The organism is Streptomyces sp. NPDC020884, from assembly GCF_044333935.1.
Classification (GTDB): domain Bacteria; phylum Actinomycetota; class Actinomycetes; order Streptomycetales; family Streptomycetaceae; genus Streptomyces.
In genome coordinates this window covers 121,132-138,903 of the sequence record NZ_JBIRRY010000011.1, presented here as the reverse complement: position 1 = coordinate 138,903, position 17,772 = coordinate 121,132, and the positions used below count along the sequence as shown (strand labels likewise).

Genomic DNA, 17,772 nt, shown 5'->3' with positions numbered 1-17,772 from the left:
GGTCCACTTCCATGACGTCTTCGGGGACCAATCCGCACGGCTCGGCGACGACGGGTCCACGGACCGGTGGCGGGGGCCGAGGAGGGGCCGGAGGCGGTGGATCCGATTCCCTGTCCCCGGCCTGGGAGTTGCTGTTGCCCGCCGCCGCCGCTCCGGCGCGCGGGCGGGGGCGTGCGCTGCGGTCCGCGCTGCGGGAGGCGGTTCGGGCCGGACGCCTCGCGGCCGGCACCAGGCTTCCCGCCAGTCGTGAACTCGCGGCCGACCTGGGGGTGTCACGGGGGCTGGTCACCGAGGCGTACGAGCAGCTGACCGCGGAGGGCTATCTGCGCAGCGGGCAGGGCGCGGGCACCTGGGTGAGCGAGGGCGTACGCGCCGCGGAGCGCCCGGTACGCGACCGCGCGCCGCGCACGCCGGGAGCGCGGGTGGACTTCCGGCCCGGCACCCCCGATCTCTCCCTCTTCCCGCGCAGCGCCTGGAGCGCCGCCCAGCGGACGGTGTTCGGCCGACTGCCGCACGGCTCACTGGGCTACCCCGATCCGCGCGGGCTGCCGGAACTGCGCGAAGCCCTGGCGGATCTGCTCGCCCGGCGTCGGGGCGTGGTGGCCGATCCGGAACGGCTGGTGGTCTGTTCGGGGGTGGCCCAGGCGACGACGCTGCTCGGCTTCGTGCTCCGGGACGCGGGCGTGACCTCGGTCGGGGTGGAGGATCCGGGCAGCCCGGAACACGCCTCGCTGTTCGCGGCGACCGGTCTGGGCACGGTCCCGCTGCCCCTCGACGACGACGGCCTCGCCCTCGCGCCCTTGGTGCGCTCCGGCGTGCGCGCGGTGGTGACCACGCCGGCGCACCAGTTCCCCACCGGAATCGGATACTCCGCGCAGCGCCGCGGCGAGCTGCTCGGCTGGGCGCGGGACGCGGACGCCGTGATCATGGAGGACGACTACGACGGGGACTTCCGGTACGACCGGGCGCCGGTGGGGGCGCTGCAGGGGCTGGACCCCGAGCGGGTGGTGTACACCGGATCCGTGAGCAAGTCGCTGGCCCCCGGTCTACGGCTCGGCTGGCTGGTCGCCCCCGCCTCGCTCACCGAGCGGATCGTGGCCCGCAAACGGACCATGGATCTGGGCAATCCCGTGATCGACCAGGCCGTGCTGGCCGACTTCGTCGTGCGCGGCGGCTACGACCGGCAGTTGCGGCGCTGCCAACGGGCCTACCGGGAACGCCGGGACGCCCTGGTGACCGCGCTCGACGAGCACTTCCCCGGCACGGTGGTCAGCGGCATCGCGGCGGGGCTGCACATCATCGCCCGACTGCCCGCGCGGTACGGCCCCGAGGACGTCCTCCTGGACCGGGCGGCCGGGGCCGGCATCGCCCTGCGGCCGCTGCGCGACTGCGGAACGGCCGGGTCCGAGGACGGCACCGTGCCCCTCGTTCTGGGCTACGCCCATCTCGCCCCCGGCGACATCGCCCGGGGGGTCGCCGCGCTGGCGGAGGCATGGCGATCGGGCCGGCCCGGATCCGGCTGACGGGCGCCGTTCACCCGGGGTTGGGGCCCCGGCCTCCGCAGGGCACTAGGCATGGGCCGAGACCCGGCGCCGGTCCACGGTCTTCCCGTGAACGGCGCACCGCCCGCCCACCTCCCTGGAGGCGCTCCGATGCCCTACCGTCCGCGTACGCACTCGCCCGGCCGCCGTGCCGTCCTGCGCGGCTCGCTCATCGCCCCGGCGGCGGTCGCCCTGTCCCCCGCCACCGCTGCGGCGGCCCCCGCGCTGCACCTGGCGGGGCGGCCCGAGGCGTCCTGGGGTGTGCAGGTGGGCGGTGTCACCTCCTCGTCGGCGCTGCTGTGGGTGCGCTCGGACCGGCCGGCCCGGATGCTGGTGGAGACCTCGGCGACCGGGTCGTTCCGGCGGGTCCGCAGGTGGCACGGGCCGTTGATCGGCCCCGGAACGGACTTCACCGGCACCACACCGCTGTACGGGCTGCCCGCGGGAGAGCAGGTGCACTACCGCGTGACGCTCGCCGACCCCGCCGATCCGCGCCGTACCGGCAGGCCGGTGCGCGGGACGTTCCGCACCGCTCCGGCCCGGCGTCGGGCCGGGGTGCGGTTCCTGTGGTCGGGCGACATCGCGGGGCAGGGCTGGGGCATCAATCCGGACATCGGGGGCTACCGGGTGTACGAGGAGATGCGCCGTCTGGACCCGGACTTCTTCCTGTGCAGCGGCGACAGCATCTACGCGGACGGCCCGCTGGAGGCGAGCGTGACGCTGCCGGACGGCCGGATCTGGCGCAATGTCATGACGGAGGAGAAGGCGAAGGTCGCCGAGACGCTGGACGAGTACCGGGGCAACTTCCGCTACAACCTGCTCGACCGGAACGTACGGCGCTTCAACGCGCAGGTGCCCTCCGTCGTGCAGTGGGACGACCACGAGGTGCGCAACAACTGGTACCCCGGCCAGATCCTCGACGACGCCCGCTACACCGAGAAGAACGTGGACATCCTCGCGGCGCGCTCGGTGCGCGCCTTCCACGAGTACGTCCCGCTCGCGCCCTCGCACGGTTCCGGGCGCCGTTCCCGCATGTACCGCGTCGTGCGCCACGGGCCGCTGCTGGACGTGTTCGTGCTCGACATGCGCTCGTACCGCAACGCCAACTCCCCCGGTCGGCAGCCCGACGACGCGACGGGCATCCTCGGCGCCGAGCAGCTGCGGTGGCTGAAGCGCTCGCTCGCCGCCTCCCGGGCCGAGTGGAAGGTGATCGCCGCCGACATGCCGCTCGGCCTCGTGGTCCCGGACGGCGCGACGAACTTCGAAGCGGTGGCGCAGGGTGATCCCGGGGCCCCGCTCGGGCGAGAGCTCCAGATCGCCGAACTGCTCCGGTTCATCAAGCACCGCAGGATCACCGGCACCGTCTGGCTGACGGCGGACGTGCACTACACCTCGGCCCAGCACTACGCGCCGGAGCGGGCGGCGTTCAAGGACTTCGCGCCGTTCTGGGAGTTCGTGTCGGGCCCGCTGGCGGCGGGCGGCTTCCCCGCCAACGCGCTGGACGCGACCTTCGGCCCCGATCGCGTCTTCGTGCGGGCTCCCGACCGCGCCAACGTCTCGCCGATGGAGTCGCCGCAGTTCTTCGGCGAGGTGGAGATCGACGGCGACAGCGCGGAGCTGACGGTTCGGCTGCGGGCGGAGGGCGGGGCGGTGCTGTTCAGCAAGGTGCTGCGGCCGGGCCGCGTCGGTCAGTGAACGGCGGCTTCGGAGCGAACGGCGGCTTCGGCGAGGGCCGTTGAGTGAACGGCAGCTTCGGAGCGAACGGCGGCTTCGGCGAGGGCCGTTGTCAGTGGTGGGTCCTACGCTTTTTCTCATGACCCGATCCGTTCAGGCCCTGGCCTACGCACGCCCGTCCGCCCTGGAGTCCTCGCAGGTGGGGCCCTCCCTCGGTCTGGAGACCGCGGGAGGTCTCACGCCGCGCGGAGCGGAGGCGCACCCCCGGTTCTTCGCGGGTTTCCTCTCCGATCCGCGGATAGCCGCACGGGGTCTGCTGGCGGTCGCGGATGTGGCCGCGGCCCGCTACTACCAGCGTGCGTTGCCCGCCTCGCTGGACCCGGTGGTGACGGGGAACGGCGACCGGCTGCGCTTCGAGTCGTTCTCCGGCTGTTGCGGGGTGTATGCCCGCCTCGATGTGCTCGAGGAGGGCCTGGGCGGACGGGCGACCGGCCACGGAACGACGAACGTGGACGTGAATCCTCCGCTGCGGGAGGCGCTTGCGCGGATCACGGCGGACGATCCGCTGCATCTGCGGGTGGGGCCGGACGAGATGGCGGTGACCACGCTCGACGGTCCGGTGGTGGAGAAGAAGGTGCCGTTGCCGGACCGGTGGCTGCGCGGTTTCGCCGAGGCGCAGGTCGCTTCGGCGAGATGCGATCTGCGGGCCGAGCTGACCGCGGCGCAGGCGGTGGCGTTCCTGCGTTCGCTGCCCCGCTCCCCGTCCTCGGGCAACGCCGCACGCGGCGCCCGGTGGGTGGTGGCGTCGGGCGGGTCCCTGCGCCCGACGACCCGGCCGGTTTCGGGTGCGGTGTGCCTGCCGGGACCGGAGCGGCTGGTGGCGTTGCAGCGGGTGCTGCGCGACGCGACCGCCCTGCGGGTGTACGGGCCGGTGGCCGACGGTGCGGCGGCGGCGAGCGCCTGGGAGGTGGTCCTGCCGGGCATGCGGCTCACGCTGACGCTTTCCCCCGACTCCTCGCGGGGCTTCTCGGGCGAGGGCGGCGTCCTGGAGGCGCTGGCCACGGACGACGCGGCGGCCGACGCCGAGCTGGTGTCCGTGCTGCTCGCCTGGGAGCCCCGGATCGAACCGGCGTCGCTGGCCGAGCAGTCGGGGCTGGGCGTGGAGCGGGTGCGGGCCGCGCTCACCCGGCTCGGCACGGCGGGCCGCGTCGGCTACGACCTGGCGGACGCGGCGTACTTCCACCGGGAGCTGCCGTACGACGCGGACCGGGCGGAGCGGCACAATCCCCGTCTCGTGGCCGCCCGCAGGCTGGCGGGTGAGGGCTCGGTGTCCCTGGACGGTTCGCGGGCGACGGTCGCTTCCGGGGACCGCCGCTACCAGGTGCGCGAGAGCGGTTCCGCGTTCTCCTGCACCTGTCAGTGGTGGGCGGACCACCGGGGGCGGCGAGGGCCCTGCAAACACGCGCTCGCCGTGCGCATGGTCCGCCGTGGTGCGACGGTCACCGGAGGCACGCGATGAACGAGCTGCTCACCGCCGTGCGCGCGGGGCGTCACCACGATGTGCCGCCGCTGGTTCTCCGCCTGGACCGGCCCGGACGCCGCTCCGCGCTCGCCGCGTTGAAGGAGCTGCGCAAGGAGGTGCGGAGCTGGGACTGGCAGCGGCGGGACCGGATCCGCAAGGCGCTGCTGGTGGCCGGCGCGGGCTGTCACACCGGGGCGGCGGGGTGCGCCGCCTGGATCGGGGGCCGTGATCTGCGCGACTGGACCCGCTCCCCGTATCCGTTGATCCTCGCCTCGCTGGGGGACCGCGATCCGGCGTGGCTCGGCGATCTCGCCCACCGGTTCGCGGGGCGCTCGGCCCTCTCCGACGAGGAGTACGCCTTCGTCGCCGAGCTGGCGCGGATCGCTCGGGTCCCGATCCCCGTCACGGACAACCTGGTGGCGGGCTGGAGCGAGCGGGTCGGCACCGCCCGCCGGCGCGACCGGACCCGGCGTCCGCTGACCGACATCCTGCGCGAGGACCCGCACACCGCCGTGCTGGCGCCCCGGCTGTTCGAGATGCCGGAACTGCCGCCGCAGGTCGACTTCTACGACGCGCCGGACTCGCAGGACCACTGGCCCGGCGCGCTCTGCGCCCTGGCCGGCGAGGGGGTGCTGGACCGGCCGCATCTGGTGGAGCGGTGCGTGAGCCGTCTGATGCGCGGCGGCAGATCCGTGGACCAGCGGTTCTTCCTGGCCGTGCTGCAGCGGCTGGAGGCGACGGAGCAGGAGGAGAGCAGGCATCTGCGTGACTGGTCGGCGATGGCCACCGACGGGATCACGCCGGTCGCCTCGCACGCCCAGCAGGTGTTCGTACGGCTGGACGCGCGGGGCGAGCTGTCCACCCGGGAGCTCGCGGACGTGTCGGGGGCGGTGCTCTTCCGCCTGGAGAAGAAGCTCGTGCGGGCCCAGTTGACCCTGCTGGGCAAGGCGCTGCGCCGGGACGCCTCGACGGCGGACGAGCTTCTTCCGGCGGTCGCCGAGGCGTTCGGCCACGAGGGCATCGACGTCCAGGAGCGGGCCCTGAAGCTGGTCGCGCGGTATCTCCCCGCCGTCACCGGCCCGGAGGTGCGCGAGCAGCTGGCGTCCTCGGCCGCGCGGTTGGGGCCCCTGCACCGGGAGACGGTCACCGCCCTGTTCGGCGATCTCGTGGAGGAGGAGCCGGCGGCGGGACCGTACGAGGAGTTCCTGCCGCCCCCGCCGGGGCTGCGACGGCACGAAGCCGCACCGGGGACCGTGGCCGAGCTCGTCGAGGAGGTGGCCGCCGGGGTGAAGGCGCGTCCGTGGGGGCAGGGCGACGCCTCATCGGACGTCGGGGGCCCCTCGTCGGGGGTCACCGCCTTCGAGCGCACGCTCGACGGGCTCGTGCGGCTGGCCCGGACCGACCGGGAGGAGCTGACGGAGGCTCTGCGGGAGGCGCTGGCAGGCGTGTGGTTCCTCGAGCACGGCCTGTCTCCGCACCTGGTCGAACCGCAGTCCGTCTCGACCTCGCACGGGATCTCGGTGCTGGTGGCCTCGCTGCTGGGCCTGGTGTCCGACCGGGACCGGGTCGCGTGGCAGGCGAAGTCCGTCGTCGCGGGACCGGACGCCTGTGCCCACGCCGCGCTGAACGGGGTGCTGCTCGCCCGGGTGTGGGAGGCGGCCGGGGCGATCCTGGCCGAGCGGGTCCCGTTCCTGCTGGCCACGCCGACCTGGCACACCGGGACGATAGAACCGGCCGAGCTCGTCGAGCGGCTGCGGACCTACCGGGAGCTCGGGGTCCGGCCCGGTCCCGCCGACTTCGCCCAGGCCCTGCTGCGGGTCCGCCGGGGCGACGGCCCCGGGAGTGCGGACGCCGCCGGGGCGGCCGAGGCGCTGGGCACCGGCGAGGGCGACCGGCTGGCCGCGTGGATCCGGGCCGACGAGCCGGTGGTCCCGGTGCTGCGGCATCCGGCGACCGCGGTCTCCCGCCCCTCGGCGGGCCCTTGGTGGCAGCGGACGACGACCGGGGCCCGTCAGGTGCTGCCGGCGACCGGGGAGCGGCGGGTGATCCAGCGCGAGTTCCCGGAGGCCTTCCACTGGCTGGGCCGGGCGCAACCGCCCCGGTCCCGGGAGTGCTACCACTGGGGCCCCGACCGGTCGCCGCACTGGACGGCCACCCTGCCCGCGGATCCGGAGGCGCTGGCCGCCTGGCTGATGCCGGACCTGCTGTTCGCCGCCGACCAGGGGCAGCGGGGCGCGGTCGGGTTCCTGCCGGCGCTGGTCGAGAGCGCGGGCGACGTCGGTGGCGCGGTGCATCTCGCGCTGGCCTACGGGCTCGGCGCGCGGTACCCGCAGGACCGGACGGCGGCGGTGGACGCGCTGCTCGTGCTGGCCGCGCAGGACCGCCTGGAGGGGGCTCTGCTCGGGCGGGAGCTGGCGATCCTGGTCGACCGCGACCTGGTGAAGGTGAACCGCGCCACCGACGCGCTCGGCACGGCGGCCGCCACGGGCGCGTACCGCACGGTGCTGGGCGTGCTGGCCGCGATGCTGCCCGGACTGCTGGCCTACGAGAGGACTCCCCGGGGCCTCGGCGACCTGCTGGCCGTGGCGGCCGAGTGCGCCGAGCACTGCGGTACGCGCGACGTCCCGCCGATAGCGGGGCTGGCGGCGACGGCGGGGCGCAAGGGAGCCTCCCAGACGGTCCGCCAGGCCGCCCGGCTGCTCGCCGTGTTCCCGGCCGGGGCGCAGGAGTCCAAAATCTGACCGAAAAACGACGATAGGCAACCAGATCCACACTTAACCCATCAGTCACAAGGCGTTCGTGATCAGGCAACACCGTTCGTTCACAGTGAGGATATGACTGATGTGACCTCTGCGAAGACCGCCCGCCGTCCGCACCACTGGCGGCGGGACCTGATCGAGCTGGCAGCCCTGTTCACCGCCGTGGCCGTGGCCGACGCCATCGCCAACCTGATCGGGCATCAGCCGGACGGGCCCTATCTGCTCATGGCCTCGGCGGTGGCTCTGGTGGCCACGGCCGCGTTCCACACCTGGTGGGCCCGACGCCACAGTCACGCTCCCCCGTCGAAGGAGGCGGACGCCGCGCCGGGCGGGGCGGGGGCGGCGGGCGAGATCGCCGGCGCCGAGGAGACCGCGCTGTGGCGGATGCGGACGACGGTGCGCGACGCCCCGGGCAGTCTGGCCGCCCTCTGCGTGGCCCTCGCCGGGCTGCGGATCGACATCCTCACCCTGCAGACCCACCCGCTCGCCCGGGGGACCGTCGACGAGTTCCTGCTGCGGGCCCCGGCCCCGCTCCAGGCGCAGGAGCTGTCCCGGGAGATCGCGGCCGCGGGCGGCGCCGCCACGTGGCTCGAGCGGGCCGACGCCCATGATCTGGTGGACACCCCGACCCGGGTGCTGTCGCTGGCCACCCGGACGGCGCTCGACGCCGCCGAACTGCCCCTCGCGCTGCGCCAGTTGCTCGGCCGGTGCACCATCCATTCGCTGCCGGCCGTCTCCATCACCGGCCGCGCGACCGGGGAGAGCGCCCCGGTCGAGGGCGTGCTGGAGGAGACGGTGATGCGGCTGCGGGACCCGTCCGGCGGGGTGATCGCCGTCGAGCGTCCCTATCTGCCGTTCACGCCGACCGAGTTCGCACGGGCCCGCGCCCTGGTCGAGCTCGACGCGCGGCTCGGCCCGCGGGTGCCGCGCAGCGAGGACGTCCTCACCCTGCCCGAGGGCAACGAGATCACCGTGCGCCGCGCGGACCGCAGCGATCTCGCCGCCGCCCGCGCCATGCACGACCGCTGCTCGCAGCGCACCCTCGGCCTGCGCTACCACGGCCCGGTCGGCGACGCGGACCACTATCTCGACCACCTGCTGAGCCCCCGCTTCGGCCGCACCCTGGCCGTACAGACGGCCTCCGGCAAGCTGGTGGCACTCGGCCACCTCCTCTGGGACGGCGACGAGACCGAGGTCGCCCTCCTCGTCGAGGACGACTGGCAGCGCCGGGGCATCGGCTCCGAGCTGCTCGGCCGTCTGGTGGCCCTCGCCGTGGAAGCGGGCTGCGACAGCGTGTACGCGGTGACGCAGTCCCACAACACCGGCATGGTGGCCGCGATGCGCGCGCTGGAGCTGCCCCTGGACTACCAGATCGAGGAGGGCACGCTCGTCATCACCGCCCGGCTGACGAGTGAACAGGCCGCTCAGCCGTCCGCGCCGACGGAATGGGCCCGTCGCTGAGCGCCTGGCACAGATCCGCCCACAGGTCCTCGACGTCCTCCAGACCGACCGACATCCGCAGCAGCCGGTCGCCGACGCCGGACGCCCGCCGGTCTCCCTCCTCCACAATGCGGTGGCTGATGGAGGCCGGGTGCTGGATCAGCGAGTCCACGCTGCCGAGGCTGACGGCGGGCGTGATGAGCCGCACCCCGGAGATCACCCGGTGCGGGTCCCCGTACACCTCGAAGGAGATCATCGCGCCGCCGATCCGCGGGTAGTGCACCCGGGCGATCCGCGGGTCGGCGGTGAGCCTGCGGACGAGTTCGGCCGCGCTCGTCGACGCCGCCCGTACGCGCACCGGAAGCGTGGACAGGCCGCGCAGCAGCAGATAGCCGGCCAGCGGGTGCAGCACTCCGCCGGTGGCGAACCGCACCTGGCGCAGCGTGGCGGCGAACTCCTCGTCGCAGGCGACGACGCCGCCCATGACGTCCCCGTGGCCGCCGAGGTACTTGGTGGCGCTGTGCAGGACGATCCGCGCGCCGAGTTCGACGGGGCGCTGCAGGACGGGGGTGGCGAAGGTGTTGTCGACCAGCAGCGGGACGGTTCCGCAGGCGTGGGCGACGGCCCGGATGTCGATCTCCGCCAGCGTCGGGTTGGCCGGCGTCTCGACCATCACGAGCCCGGTGTCCGGGCGGATGGCGTCGGCGATGCCCGCCGGGTCGGTCCAGGTCACCTCGGTGCCCAGCAGCCCGGCGCCGAGCAGATGGTCGCTACAGCCGTAGAGCGGGCGGACCGCGACGACATGGCGCAGCCCCTTGCTCGCGCGGGCGAGCAGCACCGCGGTGAGCGCCGCCATCCCGCTGGCGAAGGCGACCGCGCTCTCGGCCCCCTCCAGCCGGGCGAGCGCCGTCTCGAAGCGGCCCGTGGTGGGGTTGTCCAGCCGGGCGTAGACGGGCGGCCCGTCGGGGCGGGCCCCGGTGGCGGCGAAGGCGTCGATGCGCATCGCCTCGTCGCGCGAGTCGTAGGAGGGGTAGGTGGTGGACAGGTCGATCGGCGGGGCGTGCAGGCCGAGGGAGGCGAGATCGTCGCGTCCGGCGTGCACGGCTTCGGTGGCGAGAGCCCTGGACGGGGTGGGGGCAGGGGGCGTCATCGAGACTTCGTTGTCCATACCGGCCACTCTGAACAGTTACCGGTTCGTAGGGGCAGAACCCCGTGCTACGTTCGCTGTATGTCCGATTCCGTCGCTCTGGATCCGGTGGATCTGCAGATTCTGAGGCTGCTGCAGAACGATGCGCGGACCACCTACCGCGAGCTCGCGGCCGAGGTCGGCGTGGCCGCCTCGACGTGTCTGGACCGGGTGGCCCGGCTGCGCCGTTCCGGGGTGATCCTCGGGGATCAGCTGCGTCTCGATCCGGCGAAGCTCGGCCGGGGGCTCCAGGCGCTGCTCCTGGTGCAGGTCCGGCCGCACCGCCGGGAGCTCATCGGCCCGTTCGTCGACCGCATCAGATCGCTGCCGGAGTCGCGCGCGCTGTTCCATCTCACCGGCCCCGACGACTATCTCGTGCAGGTCGCGGTGGCCGACGCGGCGGATCTGCAGCGGCTGGTCCTGGACGAGTTCACCTCGCGCCGCGAGGTGGCCCGGGTGGACACCCGGCTGATCTTCCAGCAGTGGGACTGCGGGCCGCTGCTGCCTCCCGCCCCGGGAGCGTAGGACGGGCAGCACATGCGGGACGGGCAGGACGTGATCGTCTTTCGGACGCCCGGAGGCCAATGATGATGACGGGACGCGTGCCGCCGTACGAGGATGTCCCCATGTCAGACACTTCGAGCAGCCCGCTGCCCCGTCAGGTCGCCGACGCCTACGTCGACGCCATCATCGAACTCGACCCCATCACGGGCACGTATCTGGGGGTGTCCGAAAGCTCGAGCCGGCTGCCCGACTTCTCACCGGCCGGTCAGGCCGCGGCCGCCGACCTCATCCGCGCGACGCTGCGGGAACTGGACGCCGCGGAGGGGCGCCCCGGTGCCGACAGCGACGCCGAGCGGCGCTGCGGACGGCTGCTGCGCGAGCGCCTGACGGCGGAACTCGCCGTGCACGAGGCCGAGGAGGGCTTGCGGACCGTCTCCAACCTGCAGTCCCCCGCCCACAGCATCACCGAGGTCTTCACCCTCACCCCGACCGCGACGGACGAGGACTGGGCGGCGGTCGTGGAGCGGCTGCGCGCGGTGCCCGCCGCGCACGAGGGCTATCGCGCCTCGCTCGCCCTCGGCCTGGAGCGCAAGCTGTACGGCGGGCCGCGCGCGACCGCCACGTTCATCGGGCAGCTCGCCGAGTGGGGCGGCGAGAGCGGAACCCCGGCGTTCTTCGCGGAGTTCGTCGCTCCGGGACCCGAGTCCCTGCGGGCGGAGCTGGACGAGGCCGCCCGGCTGGCGACGGCCTCGGTACTCTCGCTGCGCGACTGGGTGCGCGACGTGTACGCCCCGGGGATCGAGGGCGCGCCGGACCCGGTCGGCCGGGAGCGCTACGCCCGCTGGTCGCGGCTGTACAACGGCACCGACCTGGATCTCGACGAGGCGTACGCGTACGGCTGGTCGGAATACCACCGGCTGCTCGCCGAGATGAGGACCGAGGCGGCCAGGATCCTGCCCGGGGCCGGCCCCTGGGAGGCGCTCGCCCACCTCGATGTGCACGGCAAGCACATCGAGGGCGTGGACGAGGTCCGCGACTGGCTCCAGGGCCTGATGGACGAGGCGATCGAGGCGCTGGACGGCACGCACTTCGACCTCGCCGAGCGGGTACGGAAGGTGGAGTCCCGCATCGCCCCGCCCGGCGGTGCCGCCGCGCCGTACTACACCGGTCCGTCCGAGGACTTCTCCCGCCCCGGGCGCACCTGGCTGCCCACCATGGGCGAGACCCGTTTCCCGGTGTACGACCTCGTCTCCACCTGGTATCACGAGGGCGTTCCCGGCCACCACCTGCAGATCGCGCAGTGGACGCACGTCGCCGACAGCCTCTCCCGCTACCAGGCGTCGGTCGGCATGGTCAGTGCGAACGCCGAGGGCTGGGCGCTGTACGCGGAGCGGCTGATGGACGAGCTGGGCTTCCTGCCCGACGCGGAACGGCGGCTCGGCTACCTGGACGCCCAGATGATGCGCGCCTGCCGGGTGATCGTCGACATCGGCATGCACCTGGAGCTGGAGATTCCGGCGGACTCCCCCTTCCACCCGGGCGAGCGCTGGACCCCCGCTCTGGCCCAGGAGTTCTTCGGCAACCACAGCGGGCGTCCCGCCGACTTCGTGGAGAGCGAGCTGACCCGCTACCTGTCCATGCCGGGCCAGGCCATCGGCTACAAGCTCGGGGAGCGCGCCTGGCTGCTCGGCCGGGAGAACGCGCGCGCCGCGCACGGCGACGCCTTCGACCTCAAGGCCTGGCACATGGCGGCGCTCTCCCAGGGGTCGCTGGGGCTGGACGATCTGGTGGACGAGCTGTCCCGGCTCTGATCCGCGATCCGCCCCCGGGGGTCACGGCCCCGGGGCCCCGTCCGAAGAAGTGAAGAGGTGAGGAAGTGAGGCGGCCCGTCATGAGCGAGCGGAACGGATTCCTGTTCTGCGCCGACCCGTTGCGGCTCTCCCGGCCCGATCCGCAGTTCGCCGCGGAGGTCGCGGCCGCGCGTGCGACCGGCGGCCGGATCGCGCTGCTCGATCATGACGCGCTGCTCGCCGGGGACGCGGCCGGGGCGGTGGCCCGGGTCGCACGGGACTCGGGGCCGTACTGGTACCGGGGCTGGATGATCCCCGCCGGCCGGTACGCGGAGCTGGAGGCGGCGCTCGCGGCGCGGGGCTGCACCCTGATCACCGGCGCCGCCGGCTACCGTCGCGCGCATGAACTCCCCGGCTGGTACGAGGAGTTCGAGGGGCTGACACCGCGCAGCGTCTGGTGCGCCACGGCTCCGGGGGCTCCGCCGCCCAGCGCGGACGAGCTGGCCGGACTGATGGCGCCGCTCGGTGCGGGGCCCGGCATCGTGAAGGACTTCGTGAAGTCCCGCAAGCACGAGTGGCACGAGGCCTGTTACGTGCCGGAGCTGGCGGACCGGGATCAACTGGCCGCCGTGGTCGGCCGGTTCGTGGAGTTGCAGGGCGCCTTTCTCGCCGGGGGTCTGGTGCTGCGGGCCTTCGAGCCGTTCGTCGCGGGCGGCGAGGCGCGGGTGTGGTGGGTGGACGGGGAGGCGGTGCTCGTCACCGCCCATCCCGACACCCCGGACCGTTTTCCCGCCCCCGAACTCCCGTCCCTGCGGCGGGCGGTGGGCCGCCTGGGAGAGCGCTGGGTCACCACTGACGTGGCGTTGCGCGAGGACGGGGTGTGGCGGGTGGTGGAGGTCGGCGACGGCCAGGTCAGCGGGCTCCCGGCCGGGTCGGAGTCCGGGGCCCTGTTCGCCGCCCTGGCCACCGCCGAGCCACGCTGACCACCGCCCGAATCACACCGGCCGGGCCCGCCGGGGCCCGCCGGGGCCTGTCACAGGCGGTGGCGGACCGACGAGCCCTGCCGCTCCTTCACCACTTCGAGCCGGACCGGGATCCGGCGGCGCAGATCGGCCACGTGGCTGACGATGCCCACGCTGCGGTCCTGCTCCCGCAGGGAGTCCAGCACGTCGAGCACCTCGTCGAGCGTCTGGTCGTCGAGGCTGCCGAAGCCCTCGTCGATGAAGAGGGTGTCCAGGCGCACCCCTCCGGCCTCCTCGGTCACGACGTCGGCGAGGCCGAGCGCGAGGGCCAGCGAGGCGAAGAACGTCTCGCCGCCGGACAGTGTCGCGGTGTCCCGTTCGCTGCCGGTCCAGGCGTCGACCACGTGCAGCCCGAGCCCGGCCCGGCGTCCGCCGGTGCGGGCGTCGGAGTGGACCAGGGTGTAGCGGCCGGAGGACATCCGCCGCAGCCGTGCGGTGGCGGCGGCCGCCACCTGCTCGAGGCGCGCGGCCAGGACGTACGCCTCCAGGCGCATCTTGCGTTCGTTGTCGGCGGAGGTGCCCGCCGCGAGACCCGCGAGCCGGGCGATCCGCTCGTACTCCTGGCGCACCGGGCCCAGCCGCCGCACCTCGTCGGCGGCCTGCCGCGAGAGCCGGGTCAGCTCGGCGCAGCGCTCCTGGGCCCCGGCGCGTGCGGAGGACGCATCGCGCAGCAGCCGTTCCGCGGTCTCGAACTCGCCCTGTACGGCGGCCGGGCGGGCCGGGGGCCGCTCGGCGGCCTCGCGGGCGTCGCGCTCGGCGCGGCGGTCGGCGACCGCGGCGGCCTCCGCCTGCCAGCCGTCGACGCGGTGTTGGAGGTCGCGTTGGGCCGCGGCGTCCAGGAGGGTCGCAGCGGCGGCCTCCGGGGTGTCGAAGCCGGCCCGGAACGCCGCGTCGGAGAGCCGGCCGTCGGCCTCCTTGCGCCGCCGGTCCGCGTCCTGTTCCACGCGTACGGCCTCGGCGGCCTCCGCGAGCAGCGCCACCCGGCGGGTGAGGCGTTCCGCGTACGCGGCGACGGTCCCGGACTCGCCCCGGGCCACGGCGAGTTCGCTCCGCAGCACGGCCTGCTCGCGGTCGAGCGCCTCACGCCGGGAGGTGCGGGCGGCGGCCCGGCGCTCGGTCTCCTGCCGGAGTTCGAGACGCCCGAGGTGTTCGCGCTCGGCGGCATCGAGGGCCTCGCGGGCGGCGTGCGTCCCGGCGGCGAGGCGGTGCGCATCGGCGTGCTCGACGGTCAACCGCTCGACGGCGTCGCGGAGTTCACCGACGGACGGACCGAGATCCGCCTCGGACTCCGTATCGGCCTCCGTCTCCGTCCCGGCCCCCGTCCCGGCGAGCCGGTCGCCGGGCGTCACCGGGTCAGCTGCCGCGGGATCCGCGTCGCGCGCCTCCGCCTGTGCGGCGACGTGACGTTCGCGGACGAGTCCGAGGGCCTGCTCCGCGCGGGTACGGGCCTCCTCGGCGCGGCGGTGGGCGGTGAGGGCCGTCTCCTCGGTGGCCCGGTCGACGTGGCCGTCGCCCTCGGTGGCGGGGGCCGGGTGCTCGGCGGAGCCGCAGACGGTGCAGGGCGCGCCGTCGACGAGTCCGGCGGCCAGCTCCGCCGCGATGTCCCGCAGCCGCCGCTCCCGCAGCCCGAGCCACGTCTCGTGGGCGTCGAGGGCGCGTTCGCGGGCCTCGGCGAGCACCCCCCGGGCGGTCAGGGCCTCGGCGGCCAGCGCGTCGCGGCGGCGGGCCGCCTCCAGTCTGCGGCGGGCCGGGGCGAGGAGTCCGGCGAGCTGTTCGGCGCGGGTCGCGGCCTCCTGCGCGGTCGCGATGCGTTCGCGGAGCCCGGCGTGGACGGTGTCCCAGCTTGTCAGCCAGGCGTCCGCGTCCCGGGCGGTCGCGTCGTCGGCCCGGGATTCGCGCTCGAGGCGGTCCCGTTCCTCGTCGATCTCGGCGCTGCGGGCCTCGGCCCGGCGGGCCGACTCCAGGCCGCCCAGCTCCTGCCGGAACCGGCGCTCCAGCTCGGTGAGTTGATCGGGTCCGGCGTCGGCGAGGTCGGGCGGCAGCTGCGCCCTGGCCCGGTCGAGGGCCTCGCCCGCGCGGCGGTGGGCGCGCTCCGCCTCCTCGCGCAGGTCCAGTGCGGGGGCGACCCGGTCCGCCCTGCGGGCGCGGTCCAACCGCTCCTGGCTGCGGTCGTGTTCCGGGCGCCGCTCCTCCAGCGCCGCGGAGCGCCGCCGGGTCTCCTCGTACCGCTGCTGGAGGCGGGCCAGTTCGCGTTCGGCGTCCAGGGCGTGGCGCGCCGCGCGCTGTCGGCCCTCGGCCTCGGCGACGACGCAGTGGGCGATGTCGAGCCGTTCGCGGGCGGCGCATCGGGCGATCGCGGCCCACTCCAGCACCGCTTCGGCGAGGCCCGGTTCGCCGGGCCGGGCGACGATCGGCGTGGCCTCGGCGCCGACGGGTCCGGCCGCCTGCGCGATGCGCTGGGCCAGGGCGAGGATCCGCTCGTCGGCGGAGGTGACCTTGGCCTCGGCGCCCCGGCGCAGTTCGGCGAGGCGTTCCTCGACGGCGGCGAAGCGGCGGGTGTCGAAGAGCCGGCCGAGGAGCTTTCCGCGGGCCTCGGCGTCGGCGCGCAGGAAGCGGGCGAAGTCGCCCTGCGGCAACAGCACCACCTGGCAGAACTGGTCCCGGCTCATGCCGATCAGCCAGGTCAGCTCCTCGCCGATCTCCTGGTGCGACGTGCTGAGGGCCTGCCAGCCGCGCTCGGGGTCGTAGCCGCGCAGCCGGCTCTGGGCCTTCTCCGAGGTGAAGCCGTCGCCCCGCTTCTTGGGGCGGGGCTGGGCGGGGCTGCGGGTGACTTCGAGGCGTCGGCCGCCGACGGTCAGCTCCAGCTGGACCTCGGTGGGCAGGTCGGCGGGCGCGTGGTCGCTGCGCAGCGAGGCCCCGGGGCTCTGCCGGGCGCCGGGGACAGCTCCGTACAGGGCGAAGCAGACGGCGTCCAGGACGGAGGTCTTCCCCGCGCCGGTGGGTCCGTGGAGCAGGAAGAGGCCGGCGGAGGAGAGGGCGTCGAAGTCGACTTCCTGCGTCGCGCCGAACGGGCCGAAGGCGGTGATGCGGAGGCGGTGCAGTCTCACCGGGACACCTCGCGCACGGTCTCGTCCACCCGTACGTCGTCGAACGCGGCGCGCAGGACGGTGCGTTCGAGGTCACTGGGGCCGCTGCCGCCGCGGACGTGGGAGACGAAGTCCTCGGCGATCTGGTGGTCGTCGCGGCCCTTGAGGCGCTGGGCGTAGGACGCCCCCGGGTCGTCGGGGGGCCGCTCGGGGTCGAAGACGAGGCTGAGGGTGTGCGGGAAGCGCCGGGCGAGGCGGGCCATCGGTTCGGCGGGACGGACCGGGTCGGTGAGGGTGGCCTCGACCCAGGCGGGCTCGTGGCGCTCCAGGGCGGGGTCCTCCAGGAGGGTGTCGAGCCGGCCGCGGAGCCGGACGAGGGGCCGCTCCACGGGGCAGTTCACGCGTTCCTCGGCTGCGAGGTCCCCGCTGCCGTCGAGGTCGATCAGCCACATGGTCTTGCGGTGGTCGGCCTCGGAGAAGGAGTAGGCAAGCGGCGATCCCGAGTAGCGGACGCGGTGCGTGACCCGCTGGGAGCCGTGGAGGTGGCCGAGGGCCACGTAGTCGACGCCGTCGAAGACTCCGGCCGGGACGACGGCGACCCCGCCGACGGTGATGTCGCGTTCGCTGTCGCTGGGCTCGCCGCCCGCGACGAAGGCGTGCGCGAGGACCACGGAGCGGGTGCCCGCTGGGCGGGTGGCGAGGTCGGCCCGGACCCGGTCCATGGCGGCGGTGAGGACCGCCTCGTGACCGGCCCCGGCGGCCCGGAGGGTGTCCTTGACCAGGGCCGGCTCCAGGTAGGGCAGCCCGTAGAACGCCACGTCGCCGTGGGCGTCGGCGAGCACGACGGGCGTGGCGCAGCCCTCGGGGTCGGTCCGCAGATGGATCCCGGCCCGTTCGAAGAGGCCCGCGCCGACGCCGAGCCGGCGGGCCGAGTCGTGGTTGCCGGAGATCATCACGGTGGGAACGCCGACGGCGGCGAGCCGGTGCAGCGCGCGGTCGAACAGCTCGACGGCGGTGAGCGGCGGGACGGCCCGGTCGTAGACGTCGCCCGCGACGAGCACGACGTCCACCTCGCGCTCCCGGACGGTCGCCACCAGATGGTCGAGGTAGGCGGCCTGGGCCTCCAGCAGGGAGACGCGGTGGAGGGACCGGCCCAGGTGCCAGTCCGAGGTGTGCAGGATCCTCACGCCATCACTCCGCCGGTTCCGGCCTGCATCGTCGTCGTCCTCCACCCCGTGAGCCGCGCAC

At 74.6% G+C, this 17,772-nt stretch carries 11 protein-coding genes; 8 read left to right on the top strand and 3 right to left on the bottom strand.

The genetic code is table 11. The annotated features are described in order from the left end of the window. Positions 1-11: 11 nt before the first annotated feature. The 5 genes from ACH4UK_RS30435 (at position 12) to ACH4UK_RS30415 (ending at position 8,957) form a co-directional block, all read left to right on the top strand. Positions 12-1,523 (top strand): PLP-dependent aminotransferase family protein, encoded by a 1,512-nt coding sequence (locus ACH4UK_RS30435; protein WP_398361429.1) that lies wholly within the window; start codon positions 12-14, stop codon positions 1,521-1,523. A gap of 129 nt (positions 1,524-1,652) precedes the next feature. Next, a complete protein-coding gene (locus tag ACH4UK_RS30430; RefSeq protein WP_398361428.1) occupies positions 1,653-3,236 on the top strand; it encodes an alkaline phosphatase D family protein in 1,584 nt (527 codons plus the stop codon). A 118-nt stretch (positions 3,237-3,354) separates the two neighbouring features. Further along, the gene (locus ACH4UK_RS30425) at positions 3,355-4,734 is read left to right on the top strand and encodes an SWIM zinc finger family protein (RefSeq protein WP_398361426.1); all 1,380 of its coding nucleotides are present in this window, start codon (positions 3,355-3,357) and stop codon (positions 4,732-4,734) included. Next, complete coding sequence (locus tag ACH4UK_RS30420) at positions 4,731-7,478, top strand: DUF6493 family protein (RefSeq protein WP_398361424.1); 2,748 nt, start codon at positions 4,731-4,733, stop codon at positions 7,476-7,478. The genes ACH4UK_RS30425 and ACH4UK_RS30420 overlap by 4 nt, the downstream gene beginning before the upstream one ends. A gap of 102 nt (positions 7,479-7,580) precedes the next feature. Continuing rightward, complete coding sequence (locus ACH4UK_RS30415) at positions 7,581-8,957, top strand: GNAT family N-acetyltransferase (protein ID WP_398361863.1); 1,377 nt, start codon at positions 7,581-7,583, stop codon at positions 8,955-8,957. Here ACH4UK_RS30415 and ACH4UK_RS30410 read toward each other — a convergent pair. Further along, entirely contained in the window at positions 8,890-10,104 is a 1,215-nt protein-coding gene (locus ACH4UK_RS30410) for a trans-sulfuration enzyme family protein (RefSeq protein ID WP_398361422.1), read from the bottom strand. The two genes, ACH4UK_RS30415 and ACH4UK_RS30410, sit on opposite strands and share 68 nt — an antisense overlap. Before the next feature lie 60 nt (positions 10,105-10,164). On the opposite strand from ACH4UK_RS30410, the gene ACH4UK_RS30405 reads away from it, so the two are divergent. The 3 genes from ACH4UK_RS30405 (at position 10,165) to ACH4UK_RS30395 (ending at position 13,399) form a co-directional block, all read left to right on the top strand. Then, positions 10,165-10,647, top strand: coding sequence for an Lrp/AsnC family transcriptional regulator (locus tag ACH4UK_RS30405; protein WP_398361420.1), 483 nt, complete (start codon positions 10,165-10,167; stop codon positions 10,645-10,647). A gap of 101 nt (positions 10,648-10,748) precedes the next feature. Beyond that, on the top strand, positions 10,749-12,437 hold the full coding sequence (locus ACH4UK_RS30400; protein ID WP_398361419.1) for a DUF885 domain-containing protein: 1,689 nt from the start codon (positions 10,749-10,751) through the stop codon (positions 12,435-12,437). 80 nt (positions 12,438-12,517) lie between these two features. Further along, the gene (locus ACH4UK_RS30395; protein ID WP_398361417.1) at positions 12,518-13,399 is read left to right on the top strand and encodes an ATP-grasp domain-containing protein; all 882 of its coding nucleotides are present in this window, start codon (positions 12,518-12,520) and stop codon (positions 13,397-13,399) included. A gap of 50 nt (positions 13,400-13,449) precedes the next feature. Here ACH4UK_RS30395 and ACH4UK_RS30390 read toward each other — a convergent pair whose 3' ends face one another. Both ACH4UK_RS30390 and ACH4UK_RS30385 read right to left on the bottom strand, forming a co-directional pair. After that, the gene (locus tag ACH4UK_RS30390; RefSeq protein ID WP_398361415.1) at positions 13,450-16,545 is read right to left on the bottom strand and encodes an AAA family ATPase; all 3,096 of its coding nucleotides are present in this window, start codon (positions 16,543-16,545) and stop codon (positions 13,450-13,452) included. Then, positions 16,542-17,711: an exonuclease SbcCD subunit D gene (locus tag ACH4UK_RS30385; protein WP_398361414.1), complete on the bottom strand. Its 1,170-nt coding sequence runs from the start codon at positions 17,709-17,711 to the stop codon at positions 16,542-16,544. The genes ACH4UK_RS30390 and ACH4UK_RS30385 overlap by 4 nt, the downstream gene beginning before the upstream one ends. Between the last annotated feature and the right edge of the window lie 61 nt (positions 17,712-17,772).